The organism is Enterobacter cloacae complex sp. P6RS (assembly GCF_014982245.1).
Lineage (GTDB): Bacteria > Pseudomonadota > Gammaproteobacteria > Enterobacterales > Enterobacteriaceae > Enterobacter > Enterobacter bugandensis.
On record NZ_JADCLB010000001.1, the window covers coordinates 93,185 to 108,703 of the forward strand.

A 15,519-nucleotide genomic window follows, 5' to 3' on the forward strand; every position below is an offset into this window, starting at 1 on the left:
AGAGGCCGGAGCGGGGCTCCGGCGAGGAAAGGATCAGACGTCGAAAGGAGAGTGGTTGTCGAGCACTGCCTGAATGACGTTCAGCGCGCCCTGATGGTTGTTGTCGTCGGTGCTGTAGCGGCTAATGTCTTTAATGCTCTGCGCCGCGTTGCCCATCGCAAAAGCGTATTTCACCAGCTTCAGCATCTCGGCATCGTTGCCGCTGTCGCCAATGCCGACGCACTCCTGCGGGGAGATTTTCCAGCGTTTCAGCAGGCGGCTAATGCCGTTGGCCTTGTGCAGGCCGGGGATAATCAAATCGACAAAACCGAAACCGCTGGTGACGGGCTTCATGATGCCGTCCAGGGAGACGTGCAGTTTATCGACCAGGTTCGGGATATCGCTGTCCGGCAGGTTCAGGGAGAACTTAAACAGCACGTCATCGATTTCGCGGTAATCGCTGATGCGTTTTAAGCGGTGATAGTGCTTTGACATCAGCGCCACGAAGGCGTCCGGGGCTTTGTCGCTGACGTAGGCGCTCTCCAGACCGCAGGCTACAAAGTTCAGCCCTTCGTCTTTCAGCAGTTCGCCAATAACGATCTGCGACTCATGGCGGGTCAGCTCGCCGTGGAAAACCTGCTCGCCGTGGTCAAACACCAGCGCGCCGTTCTCCGCCACGAAGGAGATCTGCTCTTTCAACTCGGGGAAGAAGGAGATGAGCTGGTAATACTGGTTGCCGCTGGCGACAACGAATTCAATATCGCGGGCTTTAAGCTGCTCAAACTGTGCCTGGAAGCGGTCACGATCGTACTGCTTGGCATCATCAAGGAAAGTTCCGTCCATATCGGTGACGATAACTTTAACGGTCATACTGTGCTCCTGGGTCACTGCGTTTTGAAACATTCTAATAACAAGGTGACGGGGAGCACAAATTTAATTTCGAATGAAAGTCAGAATGCCCGGTAAGCGCAGCGCCACCGGGCGTTTTCTTACAGCGTATGCTCAGTACGGGCGATAATATCGTCCTGCGCATCCGGCGACAGGGCGGTGAAGAACGCCGAGTAACCCGCAACGCGTACCACCAGGTCTCGATACTGGTCAGGGTGTTTCTTCGCCTCCAGCAGCGTTTCGCGCGAGACAATGTTGTACTGAATATGCCAGCCCTTGTGCACCTCGAAGAAGGTGCGCAGCAGCACCATCAGCTTCTGGCGATCGCTGTCGTTTTCCAGCGTTGACGGGTTCAGCTTCTGGTTCAGCAGCACGCCGCCGAGAATCGCCTCGGTAGGCAGTTTACCCACGGAACCGATGACCGCCGTTGGACCAAGGTGGTCGGTTCCGGAAGCCGGGCTTGCCCCTTCCGCCAGCGGGGTGTGGGCCTTACGTCCGTCCGGCGTGGCCATCGTTGCCGCGCCGAACGGCACGTTCGCGGAGATAGACGACGTGCCCGCGTAGTAGTTACCGCCAATCGGGCCGCGGCCGTAGCGCGGGTTGTGGTACTGCTTCAGCTCTTCAATGTAGGTCTGATAGGCTCGGGTCAGCAGCATATCCACGCTGTCGTCGTCGTTACCGTACTTCGGCGCGCCGTTGATCAGGCGCTGGCGCAGCTGCTCGTGGGTCAGCCCGTCGAAGTCATCCGCCAGCGCCGCCGCCAGCAGCTGCTGACCGATAGCACCCTGCTCAAAGACCAGCTTTTTCACCGCCGCCAGGCTGTTGCCGAGGTTGGCGATACCGACCTGCAGGCCGGAGACCCAGTCATACTTCGCGCCGCCCTGCTTGATGCTTTTCGCGCGCTCGATGCAGTCGTCCACCAGCGCCGAGCAGAGAATGTCGTGGACGTTCTCTTCCAGCATGGTATCCACCACGTACTCGATCTCGATGGATTTGCGGGTGTAGTAGCGGATCTGGCTGTCCCACGCCGCCATCACCTCATCGAAATTGTCGAAGTTCCCGGCAGAGAGCGCTTTCTCCTGCGGCAGGAATACCTTGCCGCTGGTGGCGTCGCGGCCGCCTTCCAGCGCGGCGAGCATCACGCGGGCAAAGTTGATAAAGCTCATGCCGGTGCAGCGGTAGCCCCACTTGCCGCCCACCGCGGTTTCGATGCAGCCGATGGCCGCGTAGTCGTAGGCATCATCGCGCTCAACGCCGAGCTTGATGAATTCCGGGATCACGATTTCGTCGTTGTTAAAGGCAGGCATCCCGAAGCCGCAGCGGATCACCTGCACGCAGGCGTCGAGGAAGTCGTTGCTCATGCCCGCATGGTAGCGCACGCTCAGGTTTGGCTGGGTAGAGCGCAGGCGACCGCAGGATTCCAGAATCGCGTAGGAGAGCGGGTTCACCGCGTCCATCGGCTCGCCGTTAACCAGCTTCTGACCGCCGATGGTAACGTTCTGGTACAGCGGGCTGCCGGCAGAGGCTTTGGAGTGCGAGCCGGAGCGGATCTTGTTCACTTCCAGCAGCTTCAGCCAGCAACTGTGCAGCAGCTCGATGGCGTGCTCGCGGTCCAGGCTCTGGTCCAGCTCCACGTCGCGGCGGTAGTACGGATAGAGATACTGGTCCATCCGCGCAAACGACACGGAGTGGCCGTTGGACTCAATCTGCAGGATCAACTGAATGAAGTAGCACAGCTGCAGCGCCTGCCAGAAGGTTTTTGGCGGCTCGTGGGCAATCACGTCGCAGTTTTCCGCCATCGCCAGCAGCTCGTCGCGGCGGCTTTCGCGGGTTTCCGTAGACGCCATCTCACGCGCCAGGTCGGCGAAGCGTTTGATGTGCAGGCTGACGGCTTCCAGCACGATATCAATTGCCTTCAGGAACTGATCGCCGTGCAGGTCTTCCAGCACCGTCAGGTTGATGCGCGAGCGGCGCTCGTCCACTTTGGCGCGCAGGCCGTCGAGACCTTTCTCCAGCACCAGCGGGAAGTTTACCGCCAGGTGCGCGTCGCCGGAGGTCATGTTGCCTTCGGCTTTGATGATGCCGGTTTCCAGCAGGCCTTTCTGCTCGTCGGTGAACATGCCGTAGCAGCGGTCCTGCACCGTCTGGCCGCGCCACCACGGGCAGATTTCATGCAGCACACGCTTGTTCTCTTCGCTCACCGCGAAGCCCGCACCCGGACGGTCCGCCAGATCGTCAATCTCTTTCTCAATCCAGGAGACGGTATATTCCGGGAAGATCGGCGCAGCGCGCACTTCGCTGGCCTGGTTGCCGATAATCAGCTCGTCGTGCTTGATCCAGATGGTGCGTTCCGCCAGGTGATGTGCCAGCGCCAGGGCGCGACGCACCGGGATCGGCTTGTCCATGTGCTGCTGGTACATTTCGGTGTAATGCTGCGCGCGCTCGGTACAGACCGGCGGCTTGACGATATGCACCAGCGCCATTTTATGCGCTTTAATACGTTCGCTAAGGGTGTTGAGATTCAGGGTGGTCATAGGTTTATCCTCGTAAGGTCGCGGTTAACCCTTTCTGGCAGGCGTACTGCTGCGCGAAATCCAGCAGGGCAGGGTTATCCAGCGGTTTGTCAGGGGCAGAGTAAGGTTGGCCGAGCAGGGTGTATTTGTTCATGCCCAGCGTGTGATACGGCAAAAAATGAATATCATCGACGCCGAGTTCGTCGGCAGCGAAGTTGGTAATGGCTGTGATGGACGCTTCATCGGCGTTAAAGCCCTGGATCAGCGGCACGCGGATGGTGATCTTTTTCCCGGCAGCGGCGAGGCGCTTCAGGTTGTCCAGGATCCGTTTGGCCGAACCGTCGGTCCACTGTTTGAACACCGCTCCGTCGACGTGCTTAAGGTCGGCAAGGAACAGATCGACGTACGGTAATGACGGCTCGATATAGTGCCACGGCACGTGAAGGCAGGTTTCGACGGCGGTGTGGATACCCTGTTCGTGGCTGGCCTTGAACAGGGCGTGCGCCAGCTCCGGGTTCATAAACGGCTCGCCGCCGGAGAGGGTGATCCCGCCGCCGCTGCGGTCATAAAAGGGTTTGTCGCGCAGCACGGTGGCCATGATCTCGTCCACCTGCTTCTCTTCACCGCAGACGGTAAGCGCCTGCGTTGGACAGCAGTCGGTGAGGGTGTTAAGCGTCTCTTCACTCAGCTTTTCGCGGTGGATGACCAGGCCATTGAGCGCGCGTTCGATACAGCCCGGTGCCGCCAGCTGACACAGGTCGCAGCCTTCCAGACACAGGCGCGCGTCAAACAGCACGTCCCGGCTGCGCGAGCGGCTTTCCGGGTTCTGGCACCAGCGACAGCCCAGCGAGCAGCCTTTCAGGAACACCACGGTTCGAATACCGGGGCCGTCGTGGGTGGAATAACGCTGAATATTGAAGATCATATTTTTGCCCTCAAGTTGCATATGAAGATTAAATGACTTTCGAATGAAAGTTATCTTGATGCAGGTCAACTCTTGAGCAGGTTTTATCGTGATAGGGTAAGTGCAGGCTAATTTTGAGGGTGACATCATGGAACTTTATCTCGACACATCTGACGTTGCGGCAGTCAAAAAGCTGGCGCGTATCTTCCCGCTGGCGGGCGTGACCACCAACCCAAGCATTGTTGCTGCCGGTAAAACGCCGCTCGACGAGCTGCTGCCCGCGCTGCACGACGCGATGGGCGGTAAGGGCCGTCTGTTTGCGCAGGTAATGGCAACCACCGCCGAAGGGATGGTGGAAGACGCGCGCAAGCTGCGTGCTATCATTAACGACCTGGTGGTGAAGGTGCCGGTGACCGCAGAAGGGCTGGCGGCCATTAAGATGCTGAAAGCGGAAGGGATCCCGACGCTGGGCACGGCGGTGTATGGCGCTGCGCAGGGGATGCTGTCCGCCCTGGCCGGAGCTGAGTATGTGGCCCCTTACGTTAACCGCGTGGACGCGCAGGGCGGGGACGGGATCCAGACCGTTGTGGAATTACAGCAGCTGCTGACGCTGCACGTGCCGCAGTCAAAAGTGCTGGCCGCGAGCTTTAAAACCCCGCGTCAGGCGCTGGACTGCCTGGTGGCAGGCTGCGAGTCCATCACGCTGCCGCTGGACGTGGCGCAGCAGTTTATTACTTCCCCTGCGGTGGATGCGGCGATCGTGAAGTTTGAGCAGGACTGGCAGGGGGCGTTTGGACGGATATCTATCTGACGCGGTTGCCGGGTGGCGCTGACGCTTACCCGGCCTACGTTCGAGCCGTTGTAGGTCGGGTAAGGCGAAGCCGCCGCCCGACTTTTTACTGACTACACACCTCACACCCCGGGTTACGCATCAGCTTCATCTCGCGGAACTGGCAGGTCATCGCGTCATACATCACGATTTTCCCCGCGGCAGGCGTGCCGTAGTGCGCCAGCACTTTGATCGCTTCCATCGCCTGCAGGGAGCCAATCACGCCGACCAACGGCGCCATCACGCCCGCCTCGACGCAGGTCAGCGCATTCTCGCCAAACAGACGGCTCAGGCAGCGGTAGCAGGGTTCACCCTCCGCGTACGTGAAGACGCTGATTTGCCCCTCCATGCGGATTGCCGCGCCGGAGACCAACGGGATTTTGTGGGCAAAACAGCCCGCGTTCAGCTGGTTACGGACCGCGACGTTATCGGTGCAGTCGAGCACCAGATCGTGCTGCGCAATCTGCGCGAACAGCGCGTCGTCATCCAGCATCGCGTCAATCAGGGTGAACTGAACGTTGGGGTTGATGCGCGCCAGCGCCGTGCGGGCAGAGTCCACCTTCGGCTGGCCAACCGTCGCGTCGCTGTGCAGCGTCTGGCGCTGCAGGTTGGACACCGAGACGGTATCGAAATCCAACAGCGTCATCCTGCCCACGCCCGCCGCCGTAAGATACTGCGCGGCGGCGCAGCCCAGCCCGCCGAGACCGACGACCAGCACTTTGGCTGCCTTAAGCGCTTCCTGCCCCTCAAAGTCAAACCCGCGCAGCACGATCTGGCGGTTGTAGCGCATCATCTCCTGGTCGCTCAGCTCCACCGTCATGTCAGCCTCCGAACAGGTGGTTAAAGCGCTCAACCTCAACCCATTCGCCGGCTTCCACGTTGCCACGCTCGCGCTCCAGCACGATGAAGCAGTTACCCAGACTGAAGGAGCTGAAAATGTGCGAGCCCTGATGTCCGGTGGTGCTCACTTCGAGCTCACCGTCCGCGCCGCGGACCAGAATGCCGCGCTGGAAATCGAGACGACCCGGCGATTTTTTCAGCCGCGTAGCGGCACGCACGCGCAGGCGTTCCGGCAGCGGGCTGGCTTTGTTGCCGGAAAGCTTCGCCAGCAGCGGGATCGCCAGCTGGTAGAAGGTGAGTGCCGCAGAGACCGGGTTACCCGGCAGGCCGCAGAACCAGCTGTGCGGAAGCTTGCCAAACGCGAACGGTTTGCCCGGCTTAATCGCCAGCTTCCAGAAGGCGATTTCGCCCAGCTCTTCAAGAAGGGTTTTAGTGTAATCCGCTTCGCCCACGGAGACGCCGCCGGAGCTGATGACCACGTCGGCGGATTTGTCCGCCTCGATAAATGCCGCGCGCAGTTTTTCCGGGTCGTCTGGAATGATGCCGAGGTTAATCACCTCGCAGCCCAGCTGCTCTAGCATCAGGTGTACCGCCAGGCGGTTGGTGTCATAAATCTGGCCGTCCTGCAGCGGCTGGCCCGGAAGCTGCAGCTCGTCGCCGGTGGAGAAGACCGCCACGCGCACCTTGCGGACAACGTCAACTTCCGCGATGCCGAGCGACGCCAGCACCGGCAGTTCACCTACCGTCAATTTCTGCCCGGCGGCAAAAACGGTCGCGCCGAGGGTGATGTCTTCGCCCGTGCGGCGGATGTTCTGACCCGCTTTAACGTTCGCGGTAAAACGTACCCCGTCGTCGGTCTGCTCGGTCTCTTCCTGCATCACCACGGCGTCGCAGCCCTGCGGAACCGGCGCGCCGGTCATGATGCGCACGCAGGTGCCCGCAGGCCATTCGCCGCCAAACGGCTGGCCCGCAAAGGCTTTACCCGCCACCGGCAGGGCGTTACCCGTCTGGAGATCCGCCAGGCGCACCGCGTAACCGTCCATCGCGGAGTTATCGAACCCCGGCACGTTCATCGGCGAGACGATATCGCGCGCGGCAATACGACCAAAACAGCGCACAAGCGGCAGCGTCTCAACGTCATGCAGCGGAGAAATACGGTCAAGCATCTGCGAGATTGCCGTCTCAAGCGGCATCAGTCCGGCGGTAAAATCCATGGTGGGCTCCTGCGGAGTAACAACGAAAGCACCCATTATGGCAGAAAAGTGCGGCTAACTGTATGACCCGATGGGTGTACGCTTTACATCACTGTTGCGTCTTTCTATATTCAAAAATCATCTGAAGTTTCATCGACGATAATGATATTTATAGAAAAAGCCGCGAATCAGGCTAACGGGTGATGCGAATGGTTAATGCGGTAATCGCAATTCATGGCGGCGCAGGGGCAATCACCCGTGCACAGTTCAGTCCCGAGCAGGAAAAGCGCTACATTGACGCGCTGTACGCCATTGTGGAAACGGGCCAGAAAATGCTGGAAGCGGGCGAGAGCGCGCTGGATGTGGTCACCGAGGCGGTGCGCCTGCTGGAAGAGTGTCCGCTCTTTAATGCCGGAATAGGTTCGGTCTTTACCCGGGATGAAACCCACGAGCTGGACGCCTGCGTGATGGACGGCGTCACCCTGAAGGCGGGCGCCGTGGCGGGGGTGAGCCATCTGCGAAATCCGGTGCTGGCGGCGCGTCTGGTGATGGAGGAGAGCCCGCACGTTCTGCTGGCGGGCGCTGGGGCGGAAAAATTTGCCTTTGAGCACGGAATGGAACCGGTATCGCCGGATCTGTTTTCCACGGAAGAACGCTATCAGCAGCTGCTGGAAGCCCGTACGGCGGGCATAACGCAGCTTGACCATACTGCGCCGCTGGATGAAACCACCAAAATGGGCACGGTTGGCGCGGTGGCGCTCGATAAAGCCGGTAACCTCGCGGCGGCGACGTCAACGGGCGGCATGACCAACAAGCTGCCGGGACGCGTCGGCGACAGCCCGCTGCCCGGCGCGGGCTGCTATGCCAATAACGCCACGGCGGCGGTGTCGTGTACCGGCACCGGGGAAGTGTTTATTCGCGCCCTCGCGGCCTACGACATCACCGCGCTGATGGATTACGGCGGTTTAAGCCTGAGCGAGGCCTGCGAGCGCGTGGTGATGGAAAAATTACCTGCCCTGGGCGGCGTCGGCGGGCTGATTGCGGTCGATCGTGAGGGCAACGTGGCCCTGCCGTTCAACAGCGAAGGCATGTACCGCGCCTGGGGTTATGCCGGTGATGAGCCGAGCACGGGCATCTATCGTGAATAAGGGGGCAGCGCGTGCCGCACACTGAAGAACTGGACAACCGCGAGGTGCTGGCTGTCCATCAGCTGAATATTGCGTTTCAGGAAGAGCGGCAGTTCATCCCCGCAGTACAGAATTTATCGTTCTCGCTCAGACGCGGCGAGACGCTGGCGATTGTTGGCGAATCCGGCTCCGGTAAATCGGTCACCGCGCTGGCGCTGATGCGCCTGCTGGAACAGACGGGCGGGCAAATCAGCAGCGAGAAAATGCTCCTGCGCCGCCGTAACCGTCAGGTCATCGATTTAAACGAGCTGAGCGGCGCGCAGATGCAGGGCGTGCGCGGGGCGGATATTGCGATGATCTTCCAGGAGCCGATGACCTCCCTGAACCCGGTGTTCCCGGTCGGGGAGCAAATTGCCGAGTCCATCCGGCTGCATCAGGGGCTGAGCGGCGATGAGGCGCTCAGGGAAGCGAGACGCATGCTGGAGCTGGTGCGCATTCCGGAGGCGCAGGCCATTCTGGGGCGCTACCCGCATCAGCTTTCCGGCGGCATGCGCCAGCGGGTGATGATTGCCATGGCGCTCTCCTGCCGTCCGGCGGTGCTGATCGCCGATGAGCCGACGACGGCGCTGGACGTGACGATTCAGGCGCAGATCCTGCAGCTCATCAAAGTGCTGCAGCAGGAGATGGAGATGGGGGTGATTTTCATCACCCACGATATGGGCGTAGTGGCTGACATCGCCGATCGGGTGCTGGTGATGCATAAGGGCAATGCTGTGGAAACCGGTGCGGTCGAGCAGATTTTCCATGCCCCCGAGCATCCTTACACCAAAGCGCTGCTGGCGGCGGTGCCGCGGCTTGGGGCAATGAACGGCAGCGATTTGCCGCGTCGTTTTCCGCTGATTTCCCTGGAGGCGACAGAGCCGCAGGAGGATGAAGGCGAGCAGGACACCGTGGTGTCGGGCAAACCGATACTCGAAGTGCGCAATCTGGTGACCCGCTTTCCGCTGCGCAGCGGAATTTTCAACCGCCTGAAGCGCGAAGTGCATGCAGTGGAAAACGTCAGTTTCGATCTCTGGCCGGGTGAAACGCTGGCGCTGGTAGGAGAGTCCGGCTGCGGGAAATCCACCACCGGGCGGGCGCTGCTCAGGCTTGTGGAGACCCAGGAGGGGACGATCACCTTTAACGGTGAACGTATCGACACCCTGCCAGATAATAAATTACAGGCGATACGGCGAGATATTCAGTTTATCTTCCAGGATCCGTATGCCTCTCTCGACCCGCGCCATACGGTAGGGTACTCAATTATGGAGCCGCTGCGGGTGCATAACCTGCTCGACGGCGAGGCGGCGCAGCGTCGCGTGGCCTGGTTGCTGGAGCGCGTTGGCCTGAAGCCGGAACACGCCTGGCGTTATCCGCACGAGTTTTCCGGCGGGCAGCGGCAGCGTATCTGCATCGCCCGCGCGCTGGCGCTGAACCCGAAAGTGGTGATTGCGGATGAATCCGTCTCGGCGCTGGATGTCTCTATCCGGGCGCAAATCATCAACCTGTTGCTAGATTTACAGCGGGATATGGGGATCGCCTTCCTGTTTATCTCGCACGATATGGCGGTGGTTGAGCGCATCAGCCATCGCGTGGCGGTGATGTTTATGGGGCAAATCGTGGAAATCGGGCCGCGAAGAGCGGTGTTTGAGAACCCACAGCATCCGTACACCCGCAAGCTCATCGCGGCGGTCCCGGTTGCCGATCCGGCGCATCGTCACGGGCAGCGCGTGCTGCTGCAGGATGAAATGCCGAGCAATATTCGTAAACGCGGCGAAGCCGTGGAGCGCGTGGCGCTGCGTGAGGTCGGGCCAGGTCATTTCGTGGCTCCGCCGCGCCAGGACAATGCCTTCTCACGGTTATAACTTACAACAGGCAGGAGAACACAATGGTTACATTTGTAGCGCGTAGATGGTTGTTAGCCGCGAGCGTGACGGCAGCCCTGGCCGCTGCCCCCGCGTTCGCCGCCAAAGACGTGGTGGTTGCCGTCGGCTCCAACTTCACCACGCTCGATCCGTACGACGCCAACGACACGCTCTCCCAGGCGGTGGCGAAATCGTTCTATCAGGGGCTGTTTGGTCTCGACAGAGAGATGAAGCTGAAAAATGTGCTGGCGGAGGGGTACACCGTATCCGACGACGGGCTGGTCTATACCATCAAGCTCCGTTCCGGCGTGAAGTTCCAGGACGGGACTGATTTCAATGCGGAGGCGGTAAAGGTCAACCTCGACCGTGCCAGCAATCCTCAAAACAGCCTCAAGCGCTATAACCTGTATAAAAATATCGCCAGCACCGAGGTAGTTGACCCGGCAACGGTAAAAATCACTCTGAAAGAGCCATTCTCCGCGTTTATCAATATTCTGGCGCATCCGGCGACGGCGATGATCTCGCCCGCCGCGCTGAAAAAGTACGGTAAAGAGATCGGTTTCCACCCGGTGGGAACCGGGCCGTACGAGCTGCTCACCTGGAACCAGACCGATTTTGTGAAGGTGAAAAAATTCGCGGGATACTGGCAGCAGGGGCTGCCGAAGCTGGACACCATCACCTGGCGCCCGGTGGTGGATAACAACACCCGCGCGGCAATGCTGCAAACCGGCGAGGCGCAGTTTGCCTTCCCCATCCCGTATGAGCAGGCCGCCATTCTGCAGAAAAACAGCAAGCTGGAGCTGGTTGCCAGCCCGTCTATCATGCAGCGCTACATCAGCATGAACGTCACGCAGAAGCCGTTCGATAACCCGAAGGTGCGTGAAGCCATCAACTATGCCATTAACCGTCAGGCGCTGGTGAAGGTCGCTTTTGCGGGTTATGCCACCCCGGCCACCGGCGTGCTGCCGCCGTCTATCGCGTATGCGCAAAGCTATCAGCCATGGCCGTACGATCCGGCTAAAGCGCGCGAGCTGCTGAAAGAGGCGGGTTTCCCGAACGGCTTCAGCACCACGCTGTGGTCGTCGCATAACCACAGTACCGCGCAGAAGGTGCTGCAGTTTACCCAGCAGCAGTTGGCGCAGGTGGGTATCAAGGCGCAGGTGACCGCGATGGATGCCGGGCAGCGTGCGGCAGAAGTGGAGGGGAAAGGGCAGAAAGAGAGCGGCGTGCGGATGTTCTACACAGGCTGGACCGCCTCGACCGGTGAAGCCGACTGGGCGCTGTCGCCGCTGTTTGCCTCGCAGAACTGGCCGCCAACCCTGTTCAACACCGCGTTTTACAGCAATCCGCAGGTGGACAAAGACCTGGCCGATGCCCTGAAAACCACCAAACCGGAAGAGAAAGCCCGCCTCTACAAGGACGCGCAGGACATTATCTGGAAAGAGTCGCCGTGGGTACCGCTGGTGGTGGAGAAACTGGTCTCAGCCCATAATAAAGCGCTGACCGGGTTCTACATCATGCCGGACACCGGCTTTAGCTTTGACGATGCGGATTTAAAATAAACCTCATGCTGAATTATGTTTGTAAACGTCTGCTGGGGCTTATCCCGACGCTGCTGATAGTGGCGGTGCTGGTGTTTTTGTTTGTCCACATGCTGCCGGGCGATCCGGCGCGCCTGGTAGCCGGGCCCGAAGCGGATGCCACCGTCATTGAGCTGGTGCGTAAACAGCTGGGCCTCGACCAGCCGCTGTATATGCAGTTTCTGCACTATATGTGCAACGTTCTGCAGGGCGACTTTGGTATTTCAATGGTGTCGAGGCGTCCGGTGTCGGAGGAGATTGCCAGCCGCTTTATGCCCACGTTCTGGTTAACGATTGCCAGCATGGGCTGGGCGGTGGCGTTTGGGCTGGGCGCGGGGATTATTGCGGCCGTCTGGCGCAACCGCTGGCCGGACAAGCTCGGCATGGCCCTGGCGGTGACCGGCATCTCCTTCCCGGCATTCGCGCTGGGGATGCTGCTGATGCAAATCTTTTCCGTTGAACTGGGCTGGCTGCCGACCGTCGGGGCCGATACCTGGAAGCATTACATTCTGCCCTCCATGACGCTGGGCGCTGCCGTGTCGGCGGTGATGGCCCGCTTTACCCGCGCCTCGTTCGTGGACGTGCTGAGCGAAGATTATATTCGCACCGCGCGGGCGAAAGGAGTCAGCGAGAAGTGGGTCATTCTCAAGCACGGGTTCCGCAATGCGATGATCCCGGTGGTGACGATGATGGGGCTGCAGTTTGGTTTCCTGCTGGGTGGCTCTATCGTCGTGGAAAAGGTCTTCAACTGGCCGGGGCTGGGGCGTCTGCTGGTCGATTCCGTCGAGATGCGCGACTACCCGGTGATTCAGGCGGAAGTCCTGCTTTTCTCGCTGGAGTTTATTCTTATCAACTTAGTGGTGGACGTGCTCTACGCCGCCATTAACCCGGCCATCAGGTATAAGTAAGATGCGATTGTTGAACTGGCGGCGTCAGGCCGTTTTGAACGCGATGCCGGGGCTGAAACCGGAGCATGTCCGTACCCCGTGGTCCGAATTCTGGCGACGTTTTCGCCGTCAGCCGGTCGCAATGGCGGCGGGGCTGTTCGTGCTGGTGCTAATTGCCGTGGCGATCGTTGCGCCGTGGGTAGCGCCGTTTGATGCGGAAAACTACTTTGACTACGACCGCCTGAACGACGGCCCCTCAATGCTGCACTGGTTCGGCGTGGACTCGCTTGGCCGCGATATCTTCAGCCGCGTGCTGGTGGGGGCGCAAATTTCTCTCGCCGCCGGGGTTGTCGCGGTGCTGATCGGCGCGGCTATCGGTACCGTGCTGGGGCTCGTCGCCGGGTATTATGAAGGCTGGTGGGACCGCATCATCATGCGCATCTGCGACGTGCTGTTTGCCTTTCCCGGCATTCTGCTGGCGATTGCCGTTGTCGCCATTATGGGCAGCGGTATGGCCAACGTTATTATCGCGGTGGCGGTCTTTTCGATTCCGGCCTTTGCCCGCCTGGTGCGCGGCAACACGCTGGTGCTGAAGCAGCAGACATTTATCGAGTCGGCCCGCAGCATGGGGGCCAGCGATACCACCATTCTGTTCAGCCATATTCTGCCCGGGACGGTGTCGTCCATCGTGGTCTATTTCACCATGCGTATCGGCGTGTCGATTATTTCGGCGGCCAGCCTGTCGTTTCTGGGGCTAGGGGCACAGCCTCCGACGCCGGAATGGGGCGCGATGCTGAACGAGGCGAGGGCCGATATGGTGATTGCGCCACACGTGGCGATCTTCCCGAGCCTGGCGATTTTCCTGACCGTGCTGGCGTTTAACCTGCTGGGGGATGGACTGCGCGACGCGCTGGATCCGAGGATTAAGGGGTAGTGCAGTGAAATGTGCCGGGTGGCGGCTACGCCTTACCCGGCCTGTAAAAGATGTGCAGTGAGATTAAACCCGGCTACCCCACAGGTCATACTCGTCCGCGTTTTCAACTTTGACGCGAATAATATCACCCGGCTTAACGTTGGTTTCGCCGTTCAGGTACACCGCGCCGTCGATTTCAGGGGCGTCCGCCATGCTGCGGCCAATCGCGCCTTCTTCGTCCACTTCGTCGATGATAACCATGATCTCACGGCCCACTTTTTCCTGCAGACGCTCGGCAGAAATCTGCTGCTGCAGCTGCATGAAGCGGTTCCAGCGCTCTTCCTTAACCTCTTCCGGCACCTGGTCTGCCAGCTCGTTGGCGGTTGCGCCTTCCACCGGGCTGTACTTGAAGCAGCCGACACGGTCCAGGCGCGCTTCTTTCAGGAAGTCGAGCAGCATCTGGAAGTCTTCTTCGGTTTCACCCGGGAAGCCGACGATAAAGGTGGAGCGCAGGGTCAGGTCCGGACAGATTTCACGCCACTGCTTGATGCGCGCCAGCTGGCGGTCAACGGAGCCAGGACGCTTCATCAGCTTCAGGATACGCGGGCTGGCGTGCTGCAGCGGGATGTCCAGGTATGGCAAGATTTTGCCTTCCGCCATCAGCGGGATGACGTCGTCAACGTGCGGGTACGGGTAAACGTAGTGCAGGCGCGTCCAGATACCGAGTTTGGACAGCTGCTCGCATAGGCCCACCATGCTGGTTTTCACCGGCTCGCCGTTGTGGAAACCGGAGCGGTGTTTAACGTCTACGCCGTAAGCCGAGGTGTCCTGGGAAATCACCAGCAGCTCCTTCACGCCCGCATCGGCCAGACGTTTCGCTTCCGCCAGCACTTCGCCAATCGGACGGCTCACCAGATCGCCACGCATCGACGGGATGATGCAGAAGGTGCAGCGATGGTTGCAGCCTTCAGAAATTTTCAGGTAGGCGTAGTGACGCGGCGTCAGCTTCACGCCCTGTTCCGGCACCAGGCTCAGGAACGGGTTGTGCTTTGGTTTTGGCACGTAGTGATGAACATGTTCCAGCACCTGCTCGTAGCTGTGCGGGCCGGTGATCTCCAGCACCTTCGGGTGCACTTCGCGGATTTGGTCCACTTTCGCGCCCAGGCAGCCGGTCACGATCACTTTGCCGTTTTCGGTCAGCGCTTCACCGATCGCTTCCAGTGACTCCTGGACCGCGCTGTCGATAAACCCGCAGGTGTTAACGATCACCATATCGGCGTTATCGTAGCTTGGCACCACGTCATAGCCCTCGGTGCGCAGTTCGGTCAGGATGCGTTCTGAATCCACCAGGTTTTTCGGGCAGCCCAGGGAGACGAAGCCGATTTTCGGCTGGTGCGTAACATTGCTCATAGGTTAAAAATTGTTCGATTTTTGGAGTGGTCAGGGCAGGAATTCTACAGAGGTTGGCGGGAAAATTGTACTGAAGAATTGCGGTTAGCGCGGCTTTTCGATATTACCTGATTTTTCTTGTTTTGAAACGGTGTTTTACTTAGAAGTAGTGCTTATTGATAGTGTGGTTATTGCATGTAAAATGGCCTGTTGGATTATTTTTATAATAAGTAGAAGGACTTATGGCAAGAGGATACATTTTGCATATGTATGACCCCACCACTTGTGGTGGTCGTGTGCTGGAAGGAGCATCAAACAGAAGAACCAACGGCATATCAGTTGCCCGAATGGGTGACCGGGTATCATGTGGTAAAGATGGCAATACTTACCGCATCGTCGGTGGCATTGGATGGATTAAAACGGATGGTCGCCTTGTTGCAGGCAGTCTGGACAGTTTCAGCAGTTGTCCCTGTAATGCAAAAATCATCCCGCAGATAACCGTTCAAACCTATGAATCACGCAGCGAATCCAGAACGTCGGCACCGATAACGGCAACCACACCGCCGACAATTT

General features: G+C 59.6%; 13 protein-coding genes. 7 read left to right on the plus strand and 6 right to left on the minus strand.

Annotated features, from left to right (window positions below):
• Positions 1 to 33 precede the first annotated feature (33 nt).
• The 3 genes from INF73_RS00440 to INF73_RS00450 all read right to left on the minus strand — a co-directional run bounded on the left by INF73_RS00440 (position 34) and on the right by INF73_RS00450 (position 4,305).
• Entirely contained in the window at positions 34 to 849 is an 816-nt protein-coding gene (locus INF73_RS00440) for a Cof-type HAD-IIB family hydrolase (RefSeq protein ID WP_059357999.1), read from the minus strand.
• A gap of 119 nt (positions 850 to 968) precedes the next feature.
• On the minus strand, positions 969 to 3,401 hold the full coding sequence (locus tag INF73_RS00445; RefSeq protein WP_193541534.1) for a formate C-acetyltransferase/glycerol dehydratase family glycyl radical enzyme: 2,433 nt from the start codon (positions 3,399 to 3,401) through the stop codon (positions 969 to 971).
• A gap of 4 nt (positions 3,402 to 3,405) precedes the next feature.
• A complete protein-coding gene (locus INF73_RS00450; protein ID WP_193541532.1) occupies positions 3,406 to 4,305 on the minus strand; it encodes a glycyl-radical enzyme activating protein in 900 nt (299 codons plus the stop codon).
• Positions 4,306 to 4,432: 127 nt separating this feature from the next.
• On the opposite strand from INF73_RS00450, the gene fsa reads away from it, so the two are divergent.
• Positions 4,433 to 5,095, plus strand: a complete 663-nt coding sequence (gene fsa / locus INF73_RS00455) for a fructose-6-phosphate aldolase (RefSeq protein WP_193541530.1) — start codon at positions 4,433 to 4,435, stop codon at positions 5,093 to 5,095.
• An 85-nt stretch (positions 5,096 to 5,180) separates the two neighbouring features.
• Here the strand turns inward: fsa and moeB are convergent, their stop codons facing one another.
• Complete coding sequence (moeB, locus tag INF73_RS00460) at positions 5,181 to 5,933, minus strand: molybdopterin-synthase adenylyltransferase MoeB (protein ID WP_193541528.1); 753 nt, start codon at positions 5,931 to 5,933, stop codon at positions 5,181 to 5,183.
• Between the two features lies 1 nt (position 5,934).
• On the minus strand, positions 5,935 to 7,167 hold the full coding sequence (moeA, locus tag INF73_RS00465; protein ID WP_193541526.1) for a molybdopterin molybdotransferase MoeA: 1,233 nt from the start codon (positions 7,165 to 7,167) through the stop codon (positions 5,935 to 5,937).
• A gap of 188 nt (positions 7,168 to 7,355) precedes the next feature.
• Between moeA and iaaA the strand changes: the two genes are divergently transcribed.
• From iaaA to gsiD, 5 genes are read left to right on the plus strand one after another with little or no spacing between them, the layout of a single operon-like run.
• Entirely contained in the window at positions 7,356 to 8,294 is a 939-nt protein-coding gene (gene iaaA, locus INF73_RS00470) for a beta-aspartyl-peptidase (RefSeq protein ID WP_193541523.1), read from the plus strand.
• Positions 8,295 to 8,305: 11 nt separating this feature from the next.
• Positions 8,306 to 10,177: a glutathione ABC transporter ATP-binding protein GsiA gene (gene gsiA / locus INF73_RS00475; RefSeq protein ID WP_193541521.1), complete on the plus strand. Its 1,872-nt coding sequence runs from the start codon at positions 8,306 to 8,308 to the stop codon at positions 10,175 to 10,177.
• Between the two features lie 23 nt (positions 10,178 to 10,200).
• Positions 10,201 to 11,739, plus strand: a complete 1,539-nt coding sequence (gsiB, locus tag INF73_RS00480; RefSeq protein ID WP_041910691.1) for a glutathione ABC transporter substrate-binding protein GsiB — start codon at positions 10,201 to 10,203, stop codon at positions 11,737 to 11,739.
• A gap of 5 nt (positions 11,740 to 11,744) precedes the next feature.
• On the plus strand, positions 11,745 to 12,665 hold the full coding sequence (gene gsiC / locus INF73_RS00485) for a glutathione ABC transporter permease GsiC (RefSeq protein WP_045630942.1): 921 nt from the start codon (positions 11,745 to 11,747) through the stop codon (positions 12,663 to 12,665).
• A 1-nt stretch (position 12,666) separates the two neighbouring features.
• On the plus strand, positions 12,667 to 13,578 hold the full coding sequence (gene gsiD / locus INF73_RS00490) for a glutathione ABC transporter permease GsiD (protein ID WP_028012480.1): 912 nt from the start codon (positions 12,667 to 12,669) through the stop codon (positions 13,576 to 13,578).
• A gap of 63 nt (positions 13,579 to 13,641) precedes the next feature.
• On the opposite strand, the gene rimO is transcribed toward gsiD, so the two are convergent.
• Positions 13,642 to 14,967, minus strand: coding sequence for a 30S ribosomal protein S12 methylthiotransferase RimO (gene rimO / locus INF73_RS00495; protein WP_045259986.1), 1,326 nt, complete (start codon positions 14,965 to 14,967; stop codon positions 13,642 to 13,644).
• A gap of 245 nt (positions 14,968 to 15,212) precedes the next feature.
• Between rimO and INF73_RS00500 the strand changes: the two genes are divergently transcribed.
• Positions 15,213 to 15,519 (plus strand): PAAR domain-containing protein (locus tag INF73_RS00500; protein ID WP_227413027.1); only part of this gene is annotated, 307 nt, incomplete at its 3' end.

What these genes read in the sequence shown, in the direction of transcription:
- INF73_RS00440 (WP_059357999.1), bottom strand. Translation starts at nt 849, where the DNA reads ATGACCGTTAAAGTTATCGTCACCGATATGGACGGAACTTTCCTTGAT.
- INF73_RS00445 (WP_193541534.1), bottom strand. Translation starts at nt 3,401, where the DNA reads ATGACCACCCTGAATCTCAACACCCTTAGCGAACGTATTAAAGCGCAT.
- INF73_RS00450 (WP_193541532.1), bottom strand. Translation starts at nt 4,305, where the DNA reads ATGATCTTCAATATTCAGCGTTATTCCACCCACGACGGCCCCGGTATT.
- fsa (WP_193541530.1), top strand. Translation starts at nt 4,433, where the DNA reads ATGGAACTTTATCTCGACACATCTGACGTTGCGGCAGTCAAAAAGCTG.
- moeB (WP_193541528.1), bottom strand. Translation starts at nt 5,933, where the DNA reads ATGACGGTGGAGCTGAGCGACCAGGAGATGATGCGCTACAACCGCCAG.
- moeA (WP_193541526.1), bottom strand. Translation starts at nt 7,167, where the DNA reads ATGGATTTTACCGCCGGACTGATGCCGCTTGAGACGGCAATCTCGCAG.
- iaaA (WP_193541523.1), top strand. Translation starts at nt 7,356, where the DNA reads ATGGTTAATGCGGTAATCGCAATTCATGGCGGCGCAGGGGCAATCACC.
- gsiB (WP_041910691.1), top strand. Translation starts at nt 10,201, where the DNA reads ATGGTTACATTTGTAGCGCGTAGATGGTTGTTAGCCGCGAGCGTGACG.
- gsiC (WP_045630942.1), top strand. Translation starts at nt 11,745, where the DNA reads ATGCTGAATTATGTTTGTAAACGTCTGCTGGGGCTTATCCCGACGCTG.
- gsiD (WP_028012480.1), top strand. Translation starts at nt 12,667, where the DNA reads ATGCGATTGTTGAACTGGCGGCGTCAGGCCGTTTTGAACGCGATGCCG.
- rimO (WP_045259986.1), bottom strand. Translation starts at nt 14,967, where the DNA reads ATGAGCAATGTTACGCACCAGCCGAAAATCGGCTTCGTCTCCCTGGGC.